Genomic DNA, 21,077 nt, shown 5'->3' on the forward strand with positions numbered 1-21,077 from the left:
GGCACGCCGCCTGTCGATGTTCACCGCTGAAGAAGTCACCGCGATCGGCCTGAGCCTGAAGGTCGCGCTGGTTGCCGCCATCGCCAGCCTGCCGCCGGGCATCGCCTGCGGCTGGCTGCTGGCGCGGCGCCGCTTTCCGGGCAAGGCGCTGCTGGACGCATTGCTGCATCTGCCGCTGGTGATGCCGCCGGTGGTCACCGGGTATGCGTTGCTGGTGATGCTGGGCACACAGGGGCCGATCGGCAGCTGGCTGCTGGAACACCTCGGTGTGCAGTTTGCGTTTCGCTGGACCGGTGCGGCATTGGCCTGCGCGGTGATGGGATTTCCGTTGATGGTGCGCGCGATCCGGCTGTCGATCGAAGCCACCGACCGCCGCCTGGAAGCGGCCGCCGCAACCCTTGGCGCTGGCCCGTGGCGGGTATTTTTCAGCATCACCCTGCCGCTGGCGTGGCCGGGTCTGGTGGCCGGCATGGTGCTGGCGTTCGCCAAGGCGCTTGGCGAATTCGGCGCCACAATCACCTTCGTGTCGAATATCCCCGGCGAGACGCAGACGCTGTCGGCGGCCATCTACGGCTTGATGCAGGTGCCGGGCATGGAATCGGGCGTATGGCGCCTGGCCGGCGTGGCGCTGGCGATCTCGCTGGCGGCGCTGTTGTTGTCCGAGTGGTTGGTGCGCAGACAGTACCGACGCGAGGACGAGTGATGCTGGATCTGGATCTGCAGCTGCAACGCGGCCATTTTCAGCGGCGTATCCGTATCCAGGACGACGCACGCGTGGTGGCATTGGTGGGCCCCTCCGGCGCCGGCAAGACCACCGTGCTCAATGCGATTGCCGGCCTAATGCGTCCGCAGGCCGGGCATATCCGCATCGATGGGCGCTGTCTGTTCGATCACGCGCTGGGCGTGGACGTGCCGACGCATCGACGCAGCATTGGCTATGTATTTCAGGATGCGCGGCTGTTCCCGCATCTGGATGTGCGGCGCAACCTGCACTACGGTCGGCATGCGCGCGGTGCGGCGCCGTTCGGATTCGACGACGTGGTGGCCTTGCTCGGCATCGGCCCGCTGCTGCATCGCCGCCCGCGCAACCTGTCCGGTGGTGAGGCGCAGCGTGTGGCCATCGGCCGCGCCTTGTTGTCGCAACCGGCCATCCTGTTGTTCGACGAACCGTTGTCCGCACTGGACCAGGCGCGCCGCGAAGAATTGATCCCTTACCTGCAGCGCGTGCGCGACGAGATCCGTCTGCCGATGCTGTACGTCAGCCACAACCCGGATGAAGTGCAGCGCATTGCCGACAGCGTGCATGTGTTGGAGTGAGACGTTGATGGGCAATACGGCGGCGGTGCGGGCTGTCCGCTGTATGCGGCAAGCACTCGTGTTGAGCCGACACCCATCACGCTGATCCGCGAGTTATCGTCTGCACGTTTTGGATGATTGCCGCGCCATAGAGCGGCTTATAAAACGTAGCGAGCAGTCGTCAGGTAGGTGTGGACGGCGCGGAGGAACTGGAGTGTACGCATGGTAAATACCGCACCTAGCACCGGAAGCGCTCGCATGGTGGTAAGCACAGTCTTTTTTGTTAGCTGCTCTTGGCCAAACCAGCGCCTACAGGATGACCGCTTGAACGTCACTGCTGCGCGACAGCTGTCACCACGCACGCCGAGATCAAGCGTCGCAATCACGCCCCTTCATTGCGCAACCTTGCCGGTACGCACGCTCACCTTGCCCTGCCGCACTTCGAAGGTAAACGCGAACGACAACGTCACAGGTACGGGTTCTTCATGCGTCGCGCCGCTGCAATCATCCAACGCCGCAGGCTGTGCGACACCCGGTGCATACGTGCACAGTGCGGCCGGCACGAATTGCCAGTGCTGCACGGTCGTGCGCACAGCCTGCAGCAGGTCGGCGTTCTCCGGCAGTCGCCCGGCCACGCACTCGTCGCGATCGGACAGGGGGTCCACGCGCTGCACTGCGCCGTCGGCGGCAAGAATCACATGCGCGCATACCGTGGTTGCCGGCAAGGTCTGACGTGGCGAATCGGCCGGCAGCACCGGCGCCTCGCTGCGCAAGGCGCGCGGCATGCGAAACCGCTGCGTTTCCGCCAGCGTGTACGAGGCTATCGCAGCAGCGCCACCACCACCCGGTTGCGGCGACAGCATGCGTTGATCCACCGAATCCTCACGCTGGCTACGCTCCTGCTCTGCCATGCGCTGCGTTGCACATCCGCACAGGCTCAGAGCGACGACGCTGCACCATGCCAGACCGTACTTCATTGCGGTGCTCCTTGTTTTGCGCATCCTGCGGATGCCACGCAGTCATCGGTGCGACTGGATTGCGAGGCAAGGCGCTGGTCGCCGCCAAGATCGCTGGATGCACCCGCCTGTTCCGGCGGATCCAGCTCGAACCGGACCGGCACACGTACCCGGGAAGCTACTGGCTTGCCATCTGCAATCGCGGGCTTGAAGCGCCAGTGACGCGCTGCCTCTAGCACGGCCTGATCGAACACTCCGGCTGGCTGGCTGTGCACGATCACGACGTGGCCGGGTGCGCCGTTCGGGCTGACGTCGATCTGCAACTCGACAAGGCCTGCAAGGTTTGCAGCGATCGCTTCGGCTGGATAGCGGGGCGGCGGCATCGTGCTGAAATCCACTGCATTGCCTGGCGTCGGTGTCGCGCTCAGACGCGCAGGCTGGATGACCCAACTGGCAAGAGTGGCGACGGCTGCAACCAACATCACCATGCGCACGTTCCACCGTGCACGCCGCACCTCCAGCGCAGGCGCACGTAGCGCGGCAATGCGTTGCGTCAACGGATGCGTCGTGGCCCAGTGGCACGCCAACGGCGACCATCTGTCGCCCAGCTGGCATTTGAGCATCGCGCCGGCATAGCTGCGACGCTTGTCCGGATGGCGCGCAAGCACGGCGGCATCGCACGCCAACTCCTGATCCAGCCGGAATGCACGCCATGCCACATGCAGGAACGGATTGAACCAGCCGATGCACAGCAGCACGGTCGCCAGCAGGTTGGCATGCAGATCGCCACGGCGCAGATGCAAGCGCTCGTGGGCCAAAATCAACGCACGCTCGTCGGCGCTATAGCGCGTGGTGAAATCCATCGGCAGCACAATCCGCGGACGCCAAAGTCCGAGCGAGGCCGGCAGACCGACATCATGCGTGGCCAGCCACAGCGTCTTGTCCAACGCATGCAGCGCACCGAGACTGTGCATAAAGCGCCGCTGGCCACGCCACATGATGACCGCGCTCAGTACGGCGCCCGCCAGCCAAACCGCGACAAGCCACTGCTGCACGCCTGCCGCGCCAGTGCCGGCATCTGATGCGAACGGGATAGCAGCCAGCGCCGGCAGCTGCACTACCACCGCACCCACTGACGGGCCAGGCAGCACCGCCGCCAGCAACGCGAGCGGCACGCTGGCCCAGAGTGCATAGGCTGCCGTGGCGCCCAGCCAGGTACGCAGCGGACGGCGCAGCAGTAGGCACGCCAGCAACGCAATCGTGGTGTAGAGCGTGGCGCGCAGCCACATCAGCGCATCAGGGCTCATCGTCCAGTTCCTTGAGCAGACGCTTCAATTCGGCAACGTCGGAGGCGCTGAGCTTTCCGCGTTCGCTGAAGTGCGCCACCAGCGGCGCAACCCGCCCACCGAACAGACGTTGCAGCAGCCCTTCGCTTTGTTGCTGCACCCAGTGATCGCGCTGCAACAGCGGCGTGTAGAGGTATTTGCGCCCCTCTTTTTGCGCTGCGATGGCGCCCTTGTTGAGCAACCGGTTGAGCAAGGTCTTGACGGTTGGCTCGGCCCAATGGGTCTGCGCCAACGCAGCAACCACCTCGTCGGCCGTGCGCGGCGCATGGTCCCAGAGCACCTGCATCACCACCGCTTCCGCATCGCTGATCGTCATGCGATTACATCCGTAATTTTTATCGATTACAGCTGTGAACGAACGTCTTGTCAAGCGCGACTCGTACGTTTTGCGGTATCCACCAGCGCCGGCTTTGCCTGCACTGCAATCTTTTGGCATGCCTGTGTACAGGTATCTGCGTATGCGCCTCGACGCTCCGCAGCATGCCCACCACATGGCTGCGCCGGGCCGCTATTTCGGCACTCTCTGCGAAACGCACGGGGCACCGGCCGTGGATCCCGAGCCAGACGCACGGCCCAACACCCGGATACTTCAGTCGGCGGAACTGTCCACAAATCGCACACTGACACGCAAGCCGCCGAGCGTTGGCGCGTCGTCCAGATGGACCTGTGCTGCGTGCGCCTGGGCAATGTCCTGCACGATCGAAAGACCCAGGCCGCTGCCTTCCACGCCGGTACCCAGCTCTCGATGGAAGCGGTCGAAGACACGTCCGCGCGCAGCTTCCGGGATACCCGGTCCGGAATCTTCCACGACCAACGTCGGCACCGGTTCGGCGTGTGTGCTGATCCGGATGCGGCCACCCGGCGGTGTGTAGCGCACCGCGTTTTCCAGCAGGTTGCGCAATAGAAGCGACAGTGCGAATTCGTCTGCGAGCACCAGCACCGGCTGCAGTGCCAATTCCACTTCTTGCTGTCGCTGCAACGCAACCGCCAACACGTCTTCGGATTCGCTGCGCACCAAGGTGTCCAGGCTCACGCTGCGACGTGGCAAGGCAGTGACTGCTTCGACCCGACTCAAGGCAAGCAATTGCGCCACCATGCGCTCGATGCGGAGCACATTGGCATCGAGTTGCTGTTGCGATTCGTCACGTTCCTGCGCGTCGGCGGCCAGGCGCAGATTGGCCGCATGTACTTTCAACGCCGCAATCGGTGTGCGCAGTTCGTGCGCAGCATCGGCGATAAAGCGACGTTCGCGCTCCAACCCTTCCTGCACGCGGTCCATCAACCCGTTGACCGCACGTACCAAGCCATGCACTTCGCGCGGCATGTGCTGCGGCTGCAGCGGCTGCAGGCGCTTCGGGTCGCGTTCGCCAATCTCGTCGGAGACCCGTACCAGCGAGCGCGTGGCCCAGTTCACCACGGCCCAGATCAACAGCGCCATCAACGGCAATGCCATCAGCAACGGCAATAACGTGCCCAGCGCAATATCTTCGGCAAGCTCTTCGCGGATGTCGGCGCGTTCGGCCGATTGAAACCAACGCCCACCCGCCGAGTGCAACGTAAACGTACGCCATTGCCCATCGGGCAGTTGCACATCTGCATAGCCGGGGTGCAGCGGCGCCATTGCCTGCGCGGGCGCACTGTCAGAGCGCAACAGCAACGCGCCGCCCGCATTGCGCACCTGAAACGCCAGTTTGGTTTCGTAGGCATGGCCATCCTTGAACGCCAGCGCTTCACCCACGCCTTGCGCCTGCCCGTGCCATCCACGGATCACGATCGGCTCGCCCTGCGGCAGATCGCCCAAGGGCTCATCGACCAATGACACCAGCACGCGCGCCGATTGCACCAGGCGTGCATCGAACATTTCGCCAGCTTCCTGCAGGCCGGCGCGATAGCTGAAACCAGCTGCAGCCAACATCAGCAACGACAAAACGCCGAGCAAGGCCAGCAACAGCACGCGACGGATCGAATTCATTGCGGCGGCACGGCGGCGGCCTGGGCGGCCTGTTCGTCGAGCGCGTAACCGATGCCGCGCACGGTACGGATCAGCGCTGGCGAGAGTTTTCGACGCAGCTGATGCACGTGCACGTCCACTGCATTGCTTGCGACGTCTTCGTCCCATCCATAGAGATGTTGCTGGATGCGTTCGCGTCCGATCGGCCGACCGTGCTGCTCCATCAGCAGCCAAAGCAGGGCGAATTCGCGTCGGGTCAGATCCAGATCGCGGCCGTGCCAGCGCACCGACATCGCGGCCGGATCCAGCCGCAGCGCGCCGGCCTGCAAGGTGGGTTGCGCACGCCCGGCTGCACGTCGCAGCAGTGCGCGCGTTCGCGCCAGCAGCTCGTTGATATCAAAGGGCTTGCCAAGGTAATCGTCGGCGCCCACATCCAGGCCCAGCGCACGATCGGCGGCGCGCTCGCGCGCGCTGAGCACCAGGATCGGCGTATCCAGCGCGCGGGCGCGGGCGGTGCGAATGACCTCGATCCCATCCATGCGCGGCAACCCCAGGTCCAGGATCACCAGGTCCAGGGTGTCTTCCTGCAAGGCCATCAACGCACTGACACCGTCATGTACCCAGTCCACCGCATAGGCGGCGCGCCGCAAGGCGGTGCGGATGCCTTCGCCCAGCGAAAGATCGTCTTCAACCAACAAGATACGCATGTGAAGCAGTCTGTAAGGCGGCTCAGTGCTTGGCAAGCTGCGCGCGCACATCTGCCAACTTGGCGGCCAGCTCCTTGCGGCGGCCGGCATCGGCAATCTGCCTGCCTGGTCTGGGCGCCGCAGCAGCGGCTTTCTCGAAGGCCTTTGCGGCACCGGCCCAATCCTTTTGATCACGCAGAAAATCGCCGACAAAATAATTGCTATCGAGTCCGTCCGGATCGATCGCCAGACCCTGATACAACAAGGTGCGCGCCTTGGCGTCGTCGCCGAATCCGATCGGCCAACCAGGCACCTGGTAATACAGCGCACCCAGGCTGGTGTAGGCCGCGCCATCGAGCGCGCGCGGTGCGCGCTTGATCGCCTCCTCGAAATCCGTGCGTGCGAGTTTGACCTGCGCCAATGCGCCCAGACCGCCTTTTTCGCCTGCCAGACTGGAGCGCACGATGCCGTCCCAGATCAAGGCATCGGCATCGTCCGGCAAGGCATGACGGACCTGCTCGGCTTGCTGCGCAAGCGCTTCCAGCGCCGCAACCCGCTCTGGTTTGGAAGTTTGGTAGGCGATCACCGCCCAGCGTTCCTGTAGCTGCGCCACCTGCGGCGCCAGACCGGCCGCCCAACTGGCACCGGTCGTCACCCACATCGCCAGTGCGGCCAAGATGCGCAGCTGACAGTCATTGCGATTCATGCGAAAGCTCCTGTGTGGCCGCCACGCTGCCGGGCTGCGCATGGCCGCGGATGAGGGGAAGTTGTTTGCGCAACGCACGGTCCACCAATTCGGGCAGCACACCGTTGAGCCGGGCAAATAGTTTTTCCGGCCAGCCCAACTGCCGACGCGCATCGCCACGCACAATCGACTGCAACAGCGCTGCCGCAACATCCTCCGCCCGGTCCACGGCCGTACCCAACGCCACGTTGAGCGCATCGACAGCGGCAGGATTGAAGCTGGTAGCAGTGGCACGCGGCGCCAGATACTGAAAGCGCACCTGCGTATCTGCATGTTCGCGGGCCAAGGCCTCGAACAGCCCGCGCAAACCGAATTTGCTAGCACTATAGGCGGCGAAACCGGCAAAACCGATGCTGCCGAACGTGGAACCGACCGCCACCATCGCCGCTTCCGGCTGCCTCAGGAAGACTGGCAGCAGCGCCTGCACCAGCAGCATGGGCGCGGTGAGGTTCAAATGCACCAACGCCTCCAGGGCGGCCGGATCCTGCTCCTGCAACAGCCCGAAGTGGCTTTGCGCATGCGCAAGGACCAGCACCGAGGGTGCGGGCTGCAGCGCTTGTATCCGCGTCAGCAGCAACGCACGGCCCGCTGCGCTGGCGAGATCCGCCGCTACCGGCAGCACGCGACCAGCCGGCTGCATGTCGGCCAGGCGCTGCAAGGTCGCCGGCGTGCGCCCGACCGCCACCACCATCGCACCCGCCTCGACCAGCTGCGCGCACAACGCGCTGCCGATACCGCCACTGGCCCCGGTGAGGATCACGCACCTGCCCCGAAGATCCATCACGCCGCCTCCGCCAGACGCACGCCATCGGCGCGCAAGGTGCGAAACAGGTCGCCGTACAACACGTAGAAGCGCTTGGCCGCATACACGACTGCTTGCTGGTCGAGCGGGTCGTCGAGGCGATTCATCAGGCCTTCGAAGAAACCGGCGTGCTCGATATCCAGATCGCCATGCGAGAGCAGGTAGCTGAAGGCGTTGCGCGGCAATTCCAGCGACTGGGCAATCTGATTGGCCGCGCGCGTAGCCAATGCCACGCTGGTGCCTTCCAGCACCAGCACCATGCCGAAGAAACCGACCGGGTTACCGCGCTGGATGGTGTCGTAGGCGTAGCTGACCATCAGTTCGGTTGCCAGCGACGGCCCGGCGAGCACGGTCGCCTCACGCGCCTGGCCGCACGCCACCAGATCGTCCAGGATCCACTCCTGATGGCCCATCTCTTCTTCGATGTATTCGCCGATGGCTTCGCGTAGCCATTCCAGCCGCGCCGGCAATCGCGCGCCGCAGGCCATCAGCAGCGGCACGGTATGCCGCACGTGGTGGTAGGCCTGCGCGAGAAACGTCACATAATCCTCGCGCGCAATCTGCCCGACGAGTGCGGCCTGGATGATCGGCACCTGCGTCATGCGTTCGCGCTCGGCCTGGGTCTGCGCCAGCAGGGATGTGTAGAAGGTCATGGTGAAACTCCGAGAGAAACAGTGGCCGGCCATCGATAGCTGCGATCGACGTCGGATTGGTAGCGCGCCAGGATTGCGTCGCGCCGGGGACGGCCGTTGGCCGTGAGCAGGCCGTCATGTGCGCTGAAAGGAGCATCGGCGCGCACAAAACGCGCCACGCGTGCGTAGTCGGGCAAGCCGGCGTTGACCTCGGCCAGCGCCCGGGCGAGCGCCGCATCATTGGTATCGGGACGACGCGGCCACAGCACCGCGACGTTGTCGGCCTGCGCTTCGCCCCAGACGACGGCCTGGGCGAGCAACGGATGCTGCAGCAATTCGCTTTCCACCCACTCTGGCGAGACGTTACGACCGAACGCGGTGATAAAGACATGTTTGCGCCGCCCCGTGATATGGACGAACCCATCGCTGTCCACCCGCCCGAGATCGCCCGTGCGCACCGGTCCCGACGGCATCGGCTGTTCGCCCAGATAGCCCAGCGCACGCACGCCGGCGACGTGAATCTCGCCATCGACGATCTGCACCTGGGCGTGCGCCAGCGGCTGCCCGACGCTGCCTGGACGCAGCGCGCCGGGACGGTTGAGACAGACCACCGAGCCGCATTCGGTCAGCCCATAGCCTTCGAACACCGGCAGGCCCAACGCAGCGGCGCGCGCCAGCAGACTCGGGCCGATGTGGCCGCCGCCAACGGCGATATAGCGCAACGATGCAGGCAGCGCCACGTCCTGCTCCGCCGCACTGACCAATGCCAACAACAACTGCGGAACCAGGATCACGCTCTCCGGTTGATAACGTTGCAGGCACCGCAGCAGCGTCGGCACATCCAGCCCGCTGGAGCCGCTGTAGCCGATTTCCGCCAGCGACGGCAGCGCGACCTGCGCCCCGGACAGCAAGGTTGCGTAGAGCCCGGCGACGTTTTCCAGCAAGGTGGACAACGGCATCAGGCACAGATGCCGACGCGGCGAGATCGCGGCCGATGCATCCACCAACGCGCCGGCCACCGTCAACAGGCTGTCGGCCGACAGACACACGCCCTTGGGACGGCCGGTGGTGCCTGAGGTGTAGGTGATGCAGGCGGTGTCGGCCGGCAGCACGATGGTCTGCGCGAGCGCTTCCACCCGCCAGGCGCGCAGTGCATCGAACTGCAGCGCCGCCATCGCGCCATGGGTGCCTGGAGGCGCGGCGGCTGCCGCGTCGGTCACGACGCATTGCGCGCCGCTGGACATCAACGCGTGCACCACCTGCGCATCTGAGAAGAACGTCGGCAACGGTACGTGCACCGCATCGATCAGGCGCAGCGCAAGATCCAGGATCAACCAGCCCGGGCCGTTGTCCAGACGGCTGGCGACACATGTCAGCCCCGCTGTCTGCAGGCGTGCGGCCAGCCCCACCACGGCATCGGACAGGTCCTGCGCATCCAGGCTGCCTGCGGCGGTCAGCACCCGCGGCGTATGGCCATGCAGGGCGCCGAGCAGCGCGGCGAACCGCGCGCTCATGCGCCTACTCCGGCCTGGCAAAGCGTCGTCTCGACACCCCAGCGCGCAGCCTGCGGATGCAGCGCCTGCCGCGCAAGCAGGAACGCATGACCGGCGGCGACATCGCCGCACAGGACCTGTGGATGGGTGGCGTAGTAACTGCCCCACTCGGTGCCGTCGTCTTTCACACGCGACTGCAACGCTGGCGCCAGGGCCACCGGCTGCAGCTGCAGCCGATCGAAGGTATTGCGCAAGGTCCGGGTTGCGGTAAACAACACCCAACGTACGCCCGCGTGATGCAGCGCATGGGTCATCTGCGGGATCAGCGCGCGCGCACTGCCGGAGCTGATCGCGGCGAAGTTGCCGACTTCGGCCAGGCCTGAGCGCGCGACAGGCACCGCCATCCGCCCAGCCAGCGCCGACTCGGCCGGGCCATCCAGATATTGCTCCACAAACAGGCGACCGGCACTGCCAAGCCGCACGCCTACCGCCGCCAGCAGCACTCCATTGGTATCGCGATAGGCCAGCAGCTGCGGCAAGAAGCTGCGCAGCTGCGCGCCATAGCGACGCAGATAGACCCCAGCGATAAACTGTTCCACCTCCTGGCGCTGTGCGTGCGTGGCCTCGACCAGGCTGGCACTGGCAAATCCATGGCGGGAGCAAAAACCAGCGGGGGTGGTTGAAGTGATCATGTTGCGCATCCTGGGCGCGCTCGATTACGTCACCATGAGCCAGTTGTTACCCAGTTGTAATTTCTGCAGAAGCGATTCGTTGCTTACTGTCGGGAGTCGCCCGACGCCTGTCGGTGTCGCCACCACAGCGCTTTCGGCTACGCTCTCGCGCATGCCTACATACGTCACTGATCTGGACACTGCCGTCGCGCACATCCTGCAACGCATCGACGGCCCGTTGCGGGTGGGTGCACCGCTGGGCATCGGCAAGCCGCATCGGCTGTTGAATGCCTTGTACACGCAGATCGAGAACACGCCCGCGCGGCCGCTGGCGTTGTATACCGCGCTGTCGCTCAATCCGCCCAGACCCGGCAAGGGGCTTGAGGCGCGCTTTGCGGCTGGGTTTATCGCACGTCACTTCGGCGAGGACTTCCCGCGCCTGGCGTATGTCGATGCCATGTTGCGCGATGCCTTGCCGGCGCATGTGCAGGTGGAAGAGTTCTACATGCAGTCCGGCGGTCTGCTGCAGTCCACGCAGGCGCAGGCCGATTACACCAGCTTGAATTACACGCATGCCGCGGCCGCAGTGGCGCAGCGCGCGCCGAATCTGATCGTGCAGAAAGTTGCGCGCGAACCCGGTGGTACGCGGCTGTCGCTGTCGTGCAACAACGACATCACCCAGGACACGCTGGACGCCGTGCAGGCATTGGGCCTGCCACGCCCGCTGCTGGTGGCCGAAGTGGACCCGCAGCTGCCGTGGATGGGTGGCGCTGCCGCGGTGGATGCAGCGTTCTTCGATCTGATCATCGACCTGCCCGGCCCTTCGCCGCGTCTGTTCGGCCTGCCGCGGCAACCGGTGACGACCGTCGATTACGCCATCGGCCTGTATGCAAGCACGCTGGTGCGCGATGGCGGCACCTTGCAGATCGGCATCGGCACGCTGGCCGACGCATTGAGTCATGCCTTGGTACTGCGGCATACCGACAATGCAACCTATCGCCGCGTGCTGCAAGCGCTGGATCCAAGCCTGGAGGCGCACCCCAGCGTGCGTGCCAGCGGCGGCCTGCAGCCGTTTGCGATTGGCTTGTATGGCTGCAGCGAAATGCTCAACGAAGGCTTCAAGCAATTGGTGGACAGCGGCGTGATCCGTCGCAAGGTGCACGACGATCTACCGCTGATGCAGCGCATCGCCGATGGCAGCGCGGATGCCGCCGACCAAGCGCGCCTGGCAAACGAAGGCGAGTTCCTGCACGGCGCGTTCTATCTCGGCTCGCCGGACTTCTATCAATGGCTGCGCGATCTGGATGCCGACACCCGCAATGCCATCTGCATGCGCCGCATCAGCGAGATCAATCAGCTGTATGGCGGCAATGAAGCACTGGAGCGGCTGCAGCGCCGCGATGCACGCTTCTTCAATTCCTGCATGATGGCCACCGCACTCGGTACGGCGGTCTCCGATGGCCTGGAAGATGGCCGCGTGGTCTCCGGCGTCGGCGGGCAATACAACTTTGTCGCAATGGCGCACGCCTTGCCGCAGGCACGTAGCACCTTGATGCTGCGCGCCACCCGCGATGCCGGCGCAGACGCCGCCAGCAATGTGCGCTGGAGTTACGGCCACACCACGATTCCCCGCCATCTGCGCGACATCTACATCACCGAGTACGGCATCGCCGATCTGCGCCACAAGACCGATCAGGATTGCGTGGTGGAAATGGCCGGCATCTGCGATGCGCGCTTTCAGGACGCGCTGCTTGCGCAAGCCGCCCAGTCACGCAAGCTGCGCACGGCACCCGTGTTACCTGCGCGCGCACAACGCAACACGCCCGACGTGCTTGAACAGGCGCTGGCGCCATTCCGGCGCGATGGCAGCCTGCCCGATTATCCGCTTGGCAGCGATTTCACCGCGGTCGAACAACGCTTGCTACGCGCACTGACATGGCTCAAACGTGCCACCGCCAGCAAGGGCGCAATGCTGGCGACGCTGGCGCGTGCAGTGACATCGCGCGCTAGCGACACGGCTGACGACGCGGCCTGCCTGCAGCGCATGGCATTGGACACACCGCGCACGATTGGGGAGCGTCTCCAGGCACGATTGCTGGCCTATGCGCTGCGCCAAACAACACCACGATGAAACTAATCATTTAGAGCAGCTAACAGAACTACTGTGCGGCCGCCAGGCGGGCGCGGTCGGTGCTCGGTGCGGCATGTACCACTCGTACCCTGCGGCTCTGCGCGCGCCGTCCGCACCCACCTGATGACTGCTCGCTACGTTGTGTCAGCCACTCTAGTGATTCACTGGATTCGCCTGCACGTATCGAAGCGACTGACGCACGACGGCAACACTGCGGAAAGATGCGCGTCAAGCTGCGCCCGGATGATGGCGACCACCTTGTTTCCTGGCATCGCCGCATGGGTTTTGTCCCGGTTTTTCCCGCACGTTGTTCAGCCATTCACCGTAAAGCGAAGCAGTCGCGCATCGAACGAAGCAAGCTGCCGCACGCTGCATTGTTTGCCGCCTTGATCATCAGCAATCTTGCGCTAGCTGCTGCGCCGCGCCTTACCGATCTGCAATACGTCGGGAGCCACAACAGCTACCACGCCGGGTTTGCACCCAGCGAGGCCACGCTGCTGAAACAGCTCAATCCCGCGTTGTTCGCGGCACTGGATTACCGCCATCCGCCGCTGACGCAACAACTGGACGATGGTGTCAGGCAACTGGAACTGGACGTGTTTTCCGATGCCCAGGGTGGTCGCTACGCACACCCGGCGATCGCCGCGCAGATTGCCAAGGCCGGGCTGCCGCCAGCACCGGCCAGCGCACCCGCCGGCGTGATGGACACACCCGGCTTCAAGGTCATGCACGTGCAGGACGTTGACCAACGCAGCACGTGCCAGCCGCTGATCGCCTGCCTGCAGCAGGTGCGCGACTGGTCCAGGCAACACCCCGGGCACGTGCCAATCTTCATCCTGCTGGAAACCAAGCAGGCGCCTGTGCAGCTGGGCTTTCCCAGCGTGCAGCCTGAGCCGTTCGATGCAACGGCCATGGATGCATTGGATGCAGAACTGCGCTCGGTCTTTCGACCGGGCGAATACGTCAGCCCCGACCAGGTGCGTGGTAGCGCGCGCACGCTCAACGCGGCGGTGCTTGCGCATGGTTGGCCCTCGTTGGCCGAGACGCGCGGCAAGGTGGTGTTTCTGCTCGACCAACGTACCGCCGGTGCGAGCTATCTGCCGGGGCATCCATCGCTGCGTGGCCGGGTCTGTTTCACCAATGCCGTGCCTGGCGAAGACGATGCCGCATTCACCGAACTCAACGACGGACCTGCCGACACGATCACGCAGCTGGTGAAAGCCGGCTACCTGGTGCGCACGCGAACCGATGCAGACCTCAAAGAAGCACAGCAACACGACACCACCCGCCGCGACAGCATGCTGGCCAGTGGTGCGCAGTTGCTGAGCACCGACTTTCCCGCGCACGAGCCGGCCAATACCGGTTACGAGGTGCGCCTGGATGGCGATGCGGTGGCGCGCTGCAATCCGCAGCGGCCGCCAACGCACTGCAAGGGCGTCGATCTGAGTCACTGATCGGCGCCACTGGCGTTGGCGCACATCGCATAGATGCACACAGACCCGCCGCAATGGAAGGCATCGGCACTGCACGCCTGCGCCCGCGTCACGGCCAGGCGTTCCTTTCACTTGGAGCGGCTAACAAAACGTAGCGAGCTGTCGTCAGATGGGTGTGGACGGCGCGGAGGAACCGGCGTGTACGCGTGGTACATGCCGCACCGAGCACCGGACGCGCCCGTCTGACGACTGCACAGTAGGTTTATTAGCTGCTCTCACACGAGCCCCCGCATGCACACTCCCCGCACCCTCCATCGCCTGAGCTGCGCCATCGCACTGGTGCTGTCTGCACCCGTATTGGCCGAGACGCCCGAGCTGGCCACCACCACGCTGGATTCGGTGAACGTGCAGGCCAAGCATGCCGCCACGCCCGGCTCGCTCAACGAGCAACGCCTGTCCAGCAGCGTCAACAGCGTGATGAGCAAGCAGCAGATCGACGCCATCCCTTCGGGCGGCATCGCCGATGTCGTGGCGCATCTGCCGGGTCTGTCGTCGTACAGCGACATGCATCTGGGCCAGGCCACCACCGGCGAGAACGCCTACGTCAGCATCCGCGGCATGGACGCCAGCTACAACGCGTACACGCTCAACGGCTTCGGCATGCCGGAAACCGATGCGTCGACGCGCGCGATCTCCTTGAACATGCTGGCGCCGTTCGGCATCCAGTCGGTACAGGTGTCCAAGTCGCCCACACCCGACATGCCCGGCGATGCGATTGGCGGTGCGATCGACATGCGCACGCCCAATGCGTTTGATTTCGGCCAGGACGTGTATGCCAAGAGCACCGCGCAAGGGCAGCTCAACGCGCTGACCTCGCACCTGGGCGGCAAGCACACCGGCGGTACGTTCCAGCAGGAAATCGCCTGGAAATTCGGTAGCGATCATGCGTTTGGCGTCTACGCATCGGCCTATTACGGCAAGAACAACAACATGGCGCAGGCACCGGCGCCCAACAGCAAATACGTGCCGGCCGATCCCGCACTGGCCAATGCAACCGATCTGCGCGCTGTCGGCCCGTTGATCAGCACGCGCTACAAATACAGCGTGTACACCAGCCAGATCGAACGCTATGGCGGCAACCTGTCGCTCGATTGGCAAGGCGACAGCAGTGCGCTCTATGCGCGCGCCATCTACGGCAGCTACGGCGTCACCGGGCAGCAGGATCAATCCAGCGCACGCCTGGAAACCTATCTCAATCAACCCACGGCGGTGCGCGGCGGCTATTTCAATACCCACGACATCGACGAGAAGCTGGCGACCTTGCAGCTTGGCGGGCAGACCACGCTGGACCGTTTGCGCTTCGACTACGGCGCTTCGGTGGGGCGTGGTACGCGCAGCCGGCCGGATTATGTGTCGGCCAGTCTGTATGGCTTTACCCCGGGCAGCTTCGCCTTCGACCTCAGCGACCCGACCTACCCCGGCATCGGCCCCAGTTCGGCGGCGTTGAAGGACTTCTTCTACAACCTGGATTCGTCGCTGCTGTGGAAAGTGCAAGGCCACGATGCCGGCAGTCACGACAACCGCATCAACGCGCATACCGATATCACCTACCAGGTCGATGGCGATGTGCTGGACAGCGTCAAGGTCGGCCTGTCTGCCGATCACTCCGACCGCGGCGCCTACGATCACCCGTTCTTCCACAAGGACGGCAACTTCGTCAGCAACGGGCCGTACTTCGGCGGCCCCAATTACGCCTTCCCCACCGCTGGCGGACCGCCGCTGAGCGCCATTCCCGGCCGTCTTACCTACAACGCCTTCGATGGGCATTACGCAGGTCCGTTCAAGCTGCTGGACCGCAACTGGATGCGCGCGCAAGCACTGCCCTACAAATACATCGACGACCCGAACGGCGCGGGCGTCTATACCGCCAACGACTACAACGCAAACACCACCTCCAGCACCGAAGCAATCTATTCGGGCTACGCGATGGCCGCGCTGCATATCGGCCAGGTCAGCATCCTGCCCGGCGTGCGCTATGAGTTGACCCGCTACTCGGCCGATTCCTGGCAATCCAGCGGCGACGGCAACAGCGGCAATGTCGTTGGCACCGGCAGCACCTATGGGCAAGTGTTGCCCGGCATCAGCATCAACTATCGGCCCGACGATCTCACCGTCTACCGCGCCTCGCTGCGACGCAGGTTCAGCCGCCCGGCCTTTGGCCTGATTTCCGGCGAGACGGTGTACACCATCGACGACACCCAGCGCGTGGTCGGGATTTCCAAACCCAACCCCGATCTGCAGCCGAGCAAGGCCGACAACGCCGACCTGTCGGCCGAGTTCTACGACCACAACGGCGGCGTGCTCAGCGCCTCGACCTACTACAAGCGCATCACCGGCTTCATCTACACCTCGCAGTCGGCCACCAGCAACGACAACACACTCGGCGGATTGGTGCCCACCGGCACCACCTTCGAAAACGGCGTACCGGTGACCATGCCTCAGAACGGCGGCACCGCCACGCTGTACGGGCTGGAGCTGGCCGGTAGCAAGCGTTTGCAGGACTTGCCGGGCATCTGGAGCAAGCTTGGCGTCACCGCCAACCTCACCCTGCAGCGCAGCGAAGCGGACAGCAAACGGGCCGATCAGCCGGAAAAAACCTGGTTGCCGCGTGCACCCGAGCGCATCTACAACCTGGATCTGTTCTACGACGATGCGCACCTGCGCGCAGACCTGAGCTACCACTACACCGGCCTGCAATTACTGGGGCTGACCAGCGACCGGCTCAATTACTACCTGCAGCCGGTCAAGTCGTTGGATTTCAGCGCCACCTATCACCTGCCGCACCACGTCGACGTGGGCGTATCGGCCAAGAACTTGCTCAACGCCGCCACGTTCTACGAAACCCAGGGCAAGTCTGACCGCTACATGGCCTACGACCCCGGCGCCGATGGCGCCTACGTGCAGACCGGACGGGCATACCTGCTGACACTGGCCTATACCTACTGACGACCAAGCGTGTGCGGCACGCGGCCAGATGCGTGCGCTCGCACGTGGGCGCACAGGTCATCGGCCGATTATCTGCGCATGAGGCAGGCGGTCGATTTCCGGCAGATGGAGCGGACTCGCAGATGCGCACCTATCCGCGACACCGCGCGCAACGTGACGGTGTCGCGCGGGCGGTCGCGCAACGCAGCACCGTATCGTCGTGATTGGCCACTGGCCGCAGCGATACCACGTCTCAAGTCAGTCAACGTGCAGCCATTTCACGCAGAAAGCGCAGCCCGGTCGGGCAAGGTGCGCGCATGCCTTTCCCGGATCTGCACATGCCATCACGCTCTTACGCTCGCGTTTGTTTGCTCGCTCTGTCGTTGAGCGTTTCGCTGTCTGCGCTGGCACAGGCACAGCAACCCGCGCCTGATACCGCATCTGCGCCGACGGCTACGCCTGCCGCAAAGGCCGTCGCGACCGGCGCACGCTCGGATCTGCATGCGCAGGTGCTGCTGGACCGCGCGCATTTTTCGCCGGGCCAGATCGATGGCGAACGTGGCTCGAATCAAAAGCGCGCGGTGTCCGGGTTTCAGGCCGCGCACAACATCAAGGTGACCGGCGAACTGGACGACGCCACCTGGCAGGCACTGCAGGCCGACAGCACGCCGGCGCTGGTGCAATACACACTCACCGATGCCGACGTTGCCGGCCCGTTCCAGCCAATTCCCAAGGGTCCCGCAGAGCAAGCCAAGCTGCCTTCGCTCGGCTATACCTCGGTGGATGAGTCACTGGGCGAGCGCTTCCACGCCGACCCGGCGCTGCTACGCCAGCTCAACCCCGGCGTAGATCTCGGCAAGGCCGGCGGCGTGATCCAGGTTCCCAACATCGACGGCGTTGCGCCGCTGGCCAAACCGGCCAAGCTGATCGTGGACAAATCCGACTCGACGCTGCGCCTGTTCGATGCCGACGGTAAGGTCTACGCACAGTTCCCGGTGTCGTCGGGCAGCAAGCATGATCCATTGCCGATCGGGCGCTGGAAGATCCTGGGCATCTCGCGCGAACCGGTGTTCAAGTACAACCCCAAGCTGTTCTGGGACGCGAAAAAAGGCGATCAAAAAGCCACGTTGCCGGCAGGTCCGAACAATCCGGTTGGCCGGGTGTGGATCGACCTGTCCAAACCGCATTACGGTCTGCACGGTACGCCGGAGCCCGGCCATGTCGGCAAGACCGAATCGCACGGCTGCGTGCGCCTGACCAATTGGGACGTGGTCAATCTGGCCAGCGTGGTCGGCCCGTCGGTCCCGGTGGTGATGCAGGAGTAAGCATGAAACTGCTGGTGATTCTGGTTGCAGGCGTGGCAATCGGTGCAGGCGGCTATTGGTGGCTGGAACGCGGTGCGCCGGAGGCAACAGTCACGCCGTCGGCGAGTGCGCCGACGGTGGTTGCGCAGCCCACCGACACTGCAGTGGTTGCTGCACCTGCTGCGCAACCCGCACCGACATCGCTGCCATCGGATGCTGTGCCTGCACAGCAAAGTCCGGCCGCGCCCGCACCGCCTGCTTCTACTCCGGCAGCCAGTACGACATCAGCGGGCACCGGTCTGCTGATCCCGGTACAGGGCATCGACCGCAGCACATTGCAGGACACCTTCACCGACGCGCGCAGCGAAGGCCGCGTGCATGACGCCATCGATATCCTGGCGCCGGCCGGCACGCCGGTACTTGCGGTGGCAGATGGCACGGTCGAAAAACTGTTCGACAGCGAACGCGGTGGGCTGACGGTGTACCAGTTCGAGCCCGGCGGCACGTACTGCTACTACTACGCGCATCTGGAACGCTACGCCGATGGTTTGGCCGAAAAACAGTCCATCAAACGTGGCCAGGTCATCGGCTATGTCGGCAGCACCGGCAATGCCAATCCGGCCGCACCGCATCTGCACTTCGAGATCCATCGCCTGGGACCGGAAAAGCAGTGGTGGAAGGGAGAGGCGTTGAATCCCTATCCCGTATTGCATGGCGATCAGCCCCTGCAGTGAGGCAACGACGCAACGCCCGGCATACATCGCCGCGCATCGTCATCGCGCTCACCAATGCACTGGCTTGCAAGCGGCGATGCCGTCGAATGGCATCGCCGCACTGTCTGACTCATCAAATCAGATCAACATCCCGCCCGAAACCTCGATGCGCTGTGCATTGATCCATCCGGTGCCGGGTGCGAGCAACGCCGCCACCACCGGCCCGATGTCGTCCGGCAGACCGGGCCGGCCCAGTGCTGTGACCGAGGACACCATCGCGTTGACCTGCGCGTTGTCGCGCACGCTACCGCCATTGAAGTCGGTTTCGATGGCGCCCGGCGCCAGCGTATTTGCGCGAATGCCGCGTGCGCCCAACTCTTTTGCAAGATAGCGGGTGAACACTTCCACCCCGCCCTTCATCATCGCGTAGGCGGACGAACCCGGCAGCGCGAAGCGCGCGAGGCCGCTCGACACATTGAGGATGCGCCCGCCATCGGCGATCAGCGGTAGCAGCGTCTGGGTGAGAAAGTACGGCCCCTTGAGATGGATATCCACCAGCGCATCGAACTGCGCGGGCGTGGTATCGGCAATGGCCGCATGCAATCCGGTGCCGGCATTGTTGACCAGCGCATCGAACTGCGTGCGCCCCCAATCGGCGAGCACGTCCTTCAGCTGCGCGGCGAATGCGCTGAAGGTCTCGGCCTGCGCAACATCCAGCGGCAACGCCTGCGCGCGCCGGCCCAGTGCCTGGATCTCTGCTACCACGGCGGCGGCTTCGTCGGCCTGGCTGCGGTAGGTCAGCACGATATCGTTGCCTGCGGCAGCGAGCGCAAGCGCGGCATTGCGGCCAAGGCCGCGACTGCCGCCAGTGATCAAGGTGATGGGTGGGGTGGTGGTCGACATCGGCACGCTCCGTAGTGGGTGTGGCCCAGGCTATTGCGCTTGCTGCGCTACATAAATCGGCTCACGCTGATTGCACCGTTCAAGATAATCGACCAATCGATGGACACCATGGAATCGTTGCGCGCCTTTCTGCGCGTTGCCGAGCTGGGCAGTTTCACCCGCGCCGCCGACACCCTTGGCCTGCCCAAGGCCAGCGTCTCGACCGCCGTGCAGCGGCTGGAGGCATCTCTCGGCACACAGCTTTTGCATCGCACCACACGCCGTGTGCAACTCACCGGCGACGGCGCGGCGTTCTATCAGCGCAGCCGCGACCTGCTCGACGACATGGACGAATTGCACAGCATGTTTCAGCGCGAGCATGGGCAGCTGCGCGGGCGTCTGCGGGTGGATATGTCGGCGGGCATCGCGCGTCATTTCGTGATCCCCGCCTTGCCCGCGTTCCTGGCACGGCACCCACAACTGGAAGTGGAAATCAGCGGCACCGACCGCCGCGTGGATGTGGTGCGCGAGGGGTTCGACTGCGTGCTGCGTGTGGGCACGCTGGAAGACACCAGTCTGGTCGCGCGCCCGCTGGGCGCGTTCCGCATCGTCAGCTGCGCCAGCGCCGAGTATCTTGCGCGCCGCGGCATGCCAACGTGCCTGGACGATCTGGCGCAGCACGATCTGGTGCATTACGTGCCGACGCTCGGGCAGCGCTCGCCCGGCTTCGAGTATCACGATGGGCAGCGCTACCAACTGCTGCCCATGCGCGGCCCGGTGACGGTCAACAATGGCGATGCGTATCTGGCTGCTGCGTTGGCGGGGCTGGGCATCATCCAGGCGCCGGCCAGCCCGTTGCGCCCGCATCTGGACAGCGGCGCACTGATCGAAGTGCTGGCCGATCTGGCACCCGAGCCGATGCCGGTCACGTTGCTCTACGCGCAACGCCGCCATCTGCCGCAGCGCGTACGCGCTTTCATGGACTGGGTAGCCGAAGTGATGGCACAGCAGTTGCAGCCGTTGTTGCCTTGAGAGAGTGCGATTGCAGTTG

The 21,077-nt window shown here is 64.6% G+C and carries 19 protein-coding genes and 3 other RNA genes; 9 read left to right on the forward strand and 13 right to left on the reverse strand.

The features are described 5' to 3' along the window. Positions 1-16: 16 nt before the first annotated feature. Positions 17-703: a molybdate ABC transporter permease subunit gene (modB, locus tag ABQU90_RS09705; RefSeq protein WP_323522273.1), complete on the forward strand. Its 687-nt coding sequence runs from the start codon at positions 17-19 to the stop codon at positions 701-703. After that, positions 703-1,317 (forward strand): molybdenum ABC transporter ATP-binding protein, encoded by a 615-nt coding sequence (gene modC, locus ABQU90_RS09710; protein ID WP_323522272.1) that lies wholly within the window; start codon positions 703-705, stop codon positions 1,315-1,317. The genes modB and modC overlap by 1 nt, the downstream gene beginning before the upstream one ends. Before the next feature lie 134 nt (positions 1,318-1,451). Here modC and ABQU90_RS09715 read toward each other — a convergent pair. The 11 genes from ABQU90_RS09715 to ABQU90_RS09765 all read right to left on the reverse strand — a co-directional run bounded on the left by ABQU90_RS09715 (position 1,452) and on the right by ABQU90_RS09765 (position 10,608). After that, a non-coding RNA gene (locus ABQU90_RS09715) (sX9 sRNA) lies at positions 1,452-1,527 on the reverse strand. A gap of 161 nt (positions 1,528-1,688) precedes the next feature. Beyond that, entirely contained in the window at positions 1,689-2,273 is a 585-nt protein-coding gene (locus ABQU90_RS09720; protein WP_323522271.1) for a hypothetical protein, read from the reverse strand. Beyond that, positions 2,270-3,559, reverse strand: coding sequence for a TonB family protein (locus ABQU90_RS09725; protein WP_323522270.1), 1,290 nt, complete (start codon positions 3,557-3,559; stop codon positions 2,270-2,272). The genes ABQU90_RS09720 and ABQU90_RS09725 overlap by 4 nt, the downstream gene beginning before the upstream one ends. After that, a complete protein-coding gene (locus ABQU90_RS09730; RefSeq protein WP_115562764.1) occupies positions 3,549-3,914 on the reverse strand; it encodes a BlaI/MecI/CopY family transcriptional regulator in 366 nt (121 codons plus the stop codon). The genes ABQU90_RS09725 and ABQU90_RS09730 overlap by 11 nt, the downstream gene beginning before the upstream one ends. A gap of 273 nt (positions 3,915-4,187) precedes the next feature. Beyond that, a complete protein-coding gene (locus tag ABQU90_RS09735; RefSeq protein ID WP_323522395.1) occupies positions 4,188-5,549 on the reverse strand; it encodes an ATP-binding protein in 1,362 nt (453 codons plus the stop codon). A 17-nt stretch (positions 5,550-5,566) separates the two neighbouring features. Next, a complete protein-coding gene (locus tag ABQU90_RS09740; RefSeq protein ID WP_323522269.1) occupies positions 5,567-6,256 on the reverse strand; it encodes a response regulator transcription factor in 690 nt (229 codons plus the stop codon). A 22-nt stretch (positions 6,257-6,278) separates the two neighbouring features. Next, positions 6,279-6,941 (reverse strand): hypothetical protein, encoded by a 663-nt coding sequence (locus tag ABQU90_RS09745; RefSeq protein ID WP_323522268.1) that lies wholly within the window; start codon positions 6,939-6,941, stop codon positions 6,279-6,281. Continuing rightward, positions 6,928-7,761, reverse strand: a complete 834-nt coding sequence (locus ABQU90_RS09750; RefSeq protein ID WP_323522394.1) for an SDR family oxidoreductase — start codon at positions 7,759-7,761, stop codon at positions 6,928-6,930. Before ABQU90_RS09750 ends, ABQU90_RS09745 begins: the two co-directional genes overlap by 14 nt. After that, positions 7,761-8,435 (reverse strand): iron-containing redox enzyme family protein, encoded by a 675-nt coding sequence (locus ABQU90_RS09755; protein WP_323522267.1) that lies wholly within the window; start codon positions 8,433-8,435, stop codon positions 7,761-7,763. Before ABQU90_RS09755 ends, ABQU90_RS09750 begins: the two co-directional genes overlap by 1 nt. Then, positions 8,432-9,928: an AMP-binding protein gene (locus ABQU90_RS09760; protein WP_323522266.1), complete on the reverse strand. Its 1,497-nt coding sequence runs from the start codon at positions 9,926-9,928 to the stop codon at positions 8,432-8,434. The genes ABQU90_RS09755 and ABQU90_RS09760 overlap by 4 nt, the downstream gene beginning before the upstream one ends. Then, positions 9,925-10,608 (reverse strand): thermostable hemolysin, encoded by a 684-nt coding sequence (locus ABQU90_RS09765; RefSeq protein ID WP_407078765.1) that lies wholly within the window; start codon positions 10,606-10,608, stop codon positions 9,925-9,927. Before ABQU90_RS09765 ends, ABQU90_RS09760 begins: the two co-directional genes overlap by 4 nt. A 142-nt stretch (positions 10,609-10,750) precedes the next feature. Between ABQU90_RS09765 and ABQU90_RS09770 the strand changes: the two genes are divergently transcribed. The 3 genes from ABQU90_RS09770 (at position 10,751) to ABQU90_RS09780 (ending at position 14,163) form a co-directional block, all read left to right on the forward strand. Beyond that, positions 10,751-12,709 (forward strand): acetyl-CoA hydrolase/transferase C-terminal domain-containing protein, encoded by a 1,959-nt coding sequence (locus tag ABQU90_RS09770; RefSeq protein ID WP_323522264.1) that lies wholly within the window; start codon positions 10,751-10,753, stop codon positions 12,707-12,709. A 73-nt stretch (positions 12,710-12,782) separates the two neighbouring features. After that, positions 12,783-12,859: non-coding RNA, sX9 sRNA (locus tag ABQU90_RS09775), on the forward strand. A 128-nt stretch (positions 12,860-12,987) separates the two neighbouring features. Then, positions 12,988-14,163 carry a phosphatidylinositol-specific phospholipase C1-like protein gene (locus tag ABQU90_RS09780; RefSeq protein WP_323522263.1) on the forward strand — a complete coding sequence of 392 codons (1,176 nt, stop codon included), beginning with the start codon at positions 12,988-12,990 and terminating at the stop codon, positions 14,161-14,163. A gap of 118 nt (positions 14,164-14,281) precedes the next feature. Here ABQU90_RS09780 and ABQU90_RS09785 read toward each other — a convergent pair. Beyond that, positions 14,282-14,357, reverse strand: a non-coding RNA gene (locus ABQU90_RS09785) — sX9 sRNA. A gap of 76 nt (positions 14,358-14,433) precedes the next feature. Here ABQU90_RS09785 and ABQU90_RS09790 point away from each other — a divergent pair. The 3 genes from ABQU90_RS09790 to ABQU90_RS09800 all read left to right on the forward strand — a co-directional run bounded on the left by ABQU90_RS09790 (position 14,434) and on the right by ABQU90_RS09800 (position 19,165). Further along, positions 14,434-17,148 carry a TonB-dependent receptor gene (locus ABQU90_RS09790; RefSeq protein ID WP_323522262.1) on the forward strand — a complete coding sequence of 905 codons (2,715 nt, stop codon included), beginning with the start codon at positions 14,434-14,436 and terminating at the stop codon, positions 17,146-17,148. 374 nt (positions 17,149-17,522) lie between these two features. Beyond that, positions 17,523-18,452 carry a L,D-transpeptidase family protein gene (locus tag ABQU90_RS09795; RefSeq protein WP_323522393.1) on the forward strand — a complete coding sequence of 310 codons (930 nt, stop codon included), beginning with the start codon at positions 17,523-17,525 and terminating at the stop codon, positions 18,450-18,452. Positions 18,453-18,454: 2 nt separating this feature from the next. Continuing rightward, a complete protein-coding gene (locus tag ABQU90_RS09800) occupies positions 18,455-19,165 on the forward strand; it encodes a M23 family metallopeptidase (RefSeq protein ID WP_323522261.1) in 711 nt (236 codons plus the stop codon). Between the two features lie 117 nt (positions 19,166-19,282). On the opposite strand, the gene ABQU90_RS09805 is transcribed toward ABQU90_RS09800, so the two are convergent. After that, positions 19,283-20,047, reverse strand: coding sequence for an SDR family NAD(P)-dependent oxidoreductase (locus ABQU90_RS09805; RefSeq protein ID WP_323522260.1), 765 nt, complete (start codon positions 20,045-20,047; stop codon positions 19,283-19,285). A 33-nt stretch (positions 20,048-20,080) separates the two neighbouring features. Between ABQU90_RS09805 and ABQU90_RS09810 the strand changes: the two genes are divergently transcribed. Further along, positions 20,081-21,058, forward strand: coding sequence for a LysR family transcriptional regulator (locus ABQU90_RS09810; RefSeq protein WP_323522392.1), 978 nt, complete (start codon positions 20,081-20,083; stop codon positions 21,056-21,058). Positions 21,059-21,077 lie beyond the last annotated feature (19 nt).

It is taken from the genome of Xanthomonas sp. WHRI 10207 (assembly GCF_040202975.1).
Classification (GTDB): Bacteria; Pseudomonadota; Gammaproteobacteria; order Xanthomonadales; family Xanthomonadaceae; genus Xanthomonas.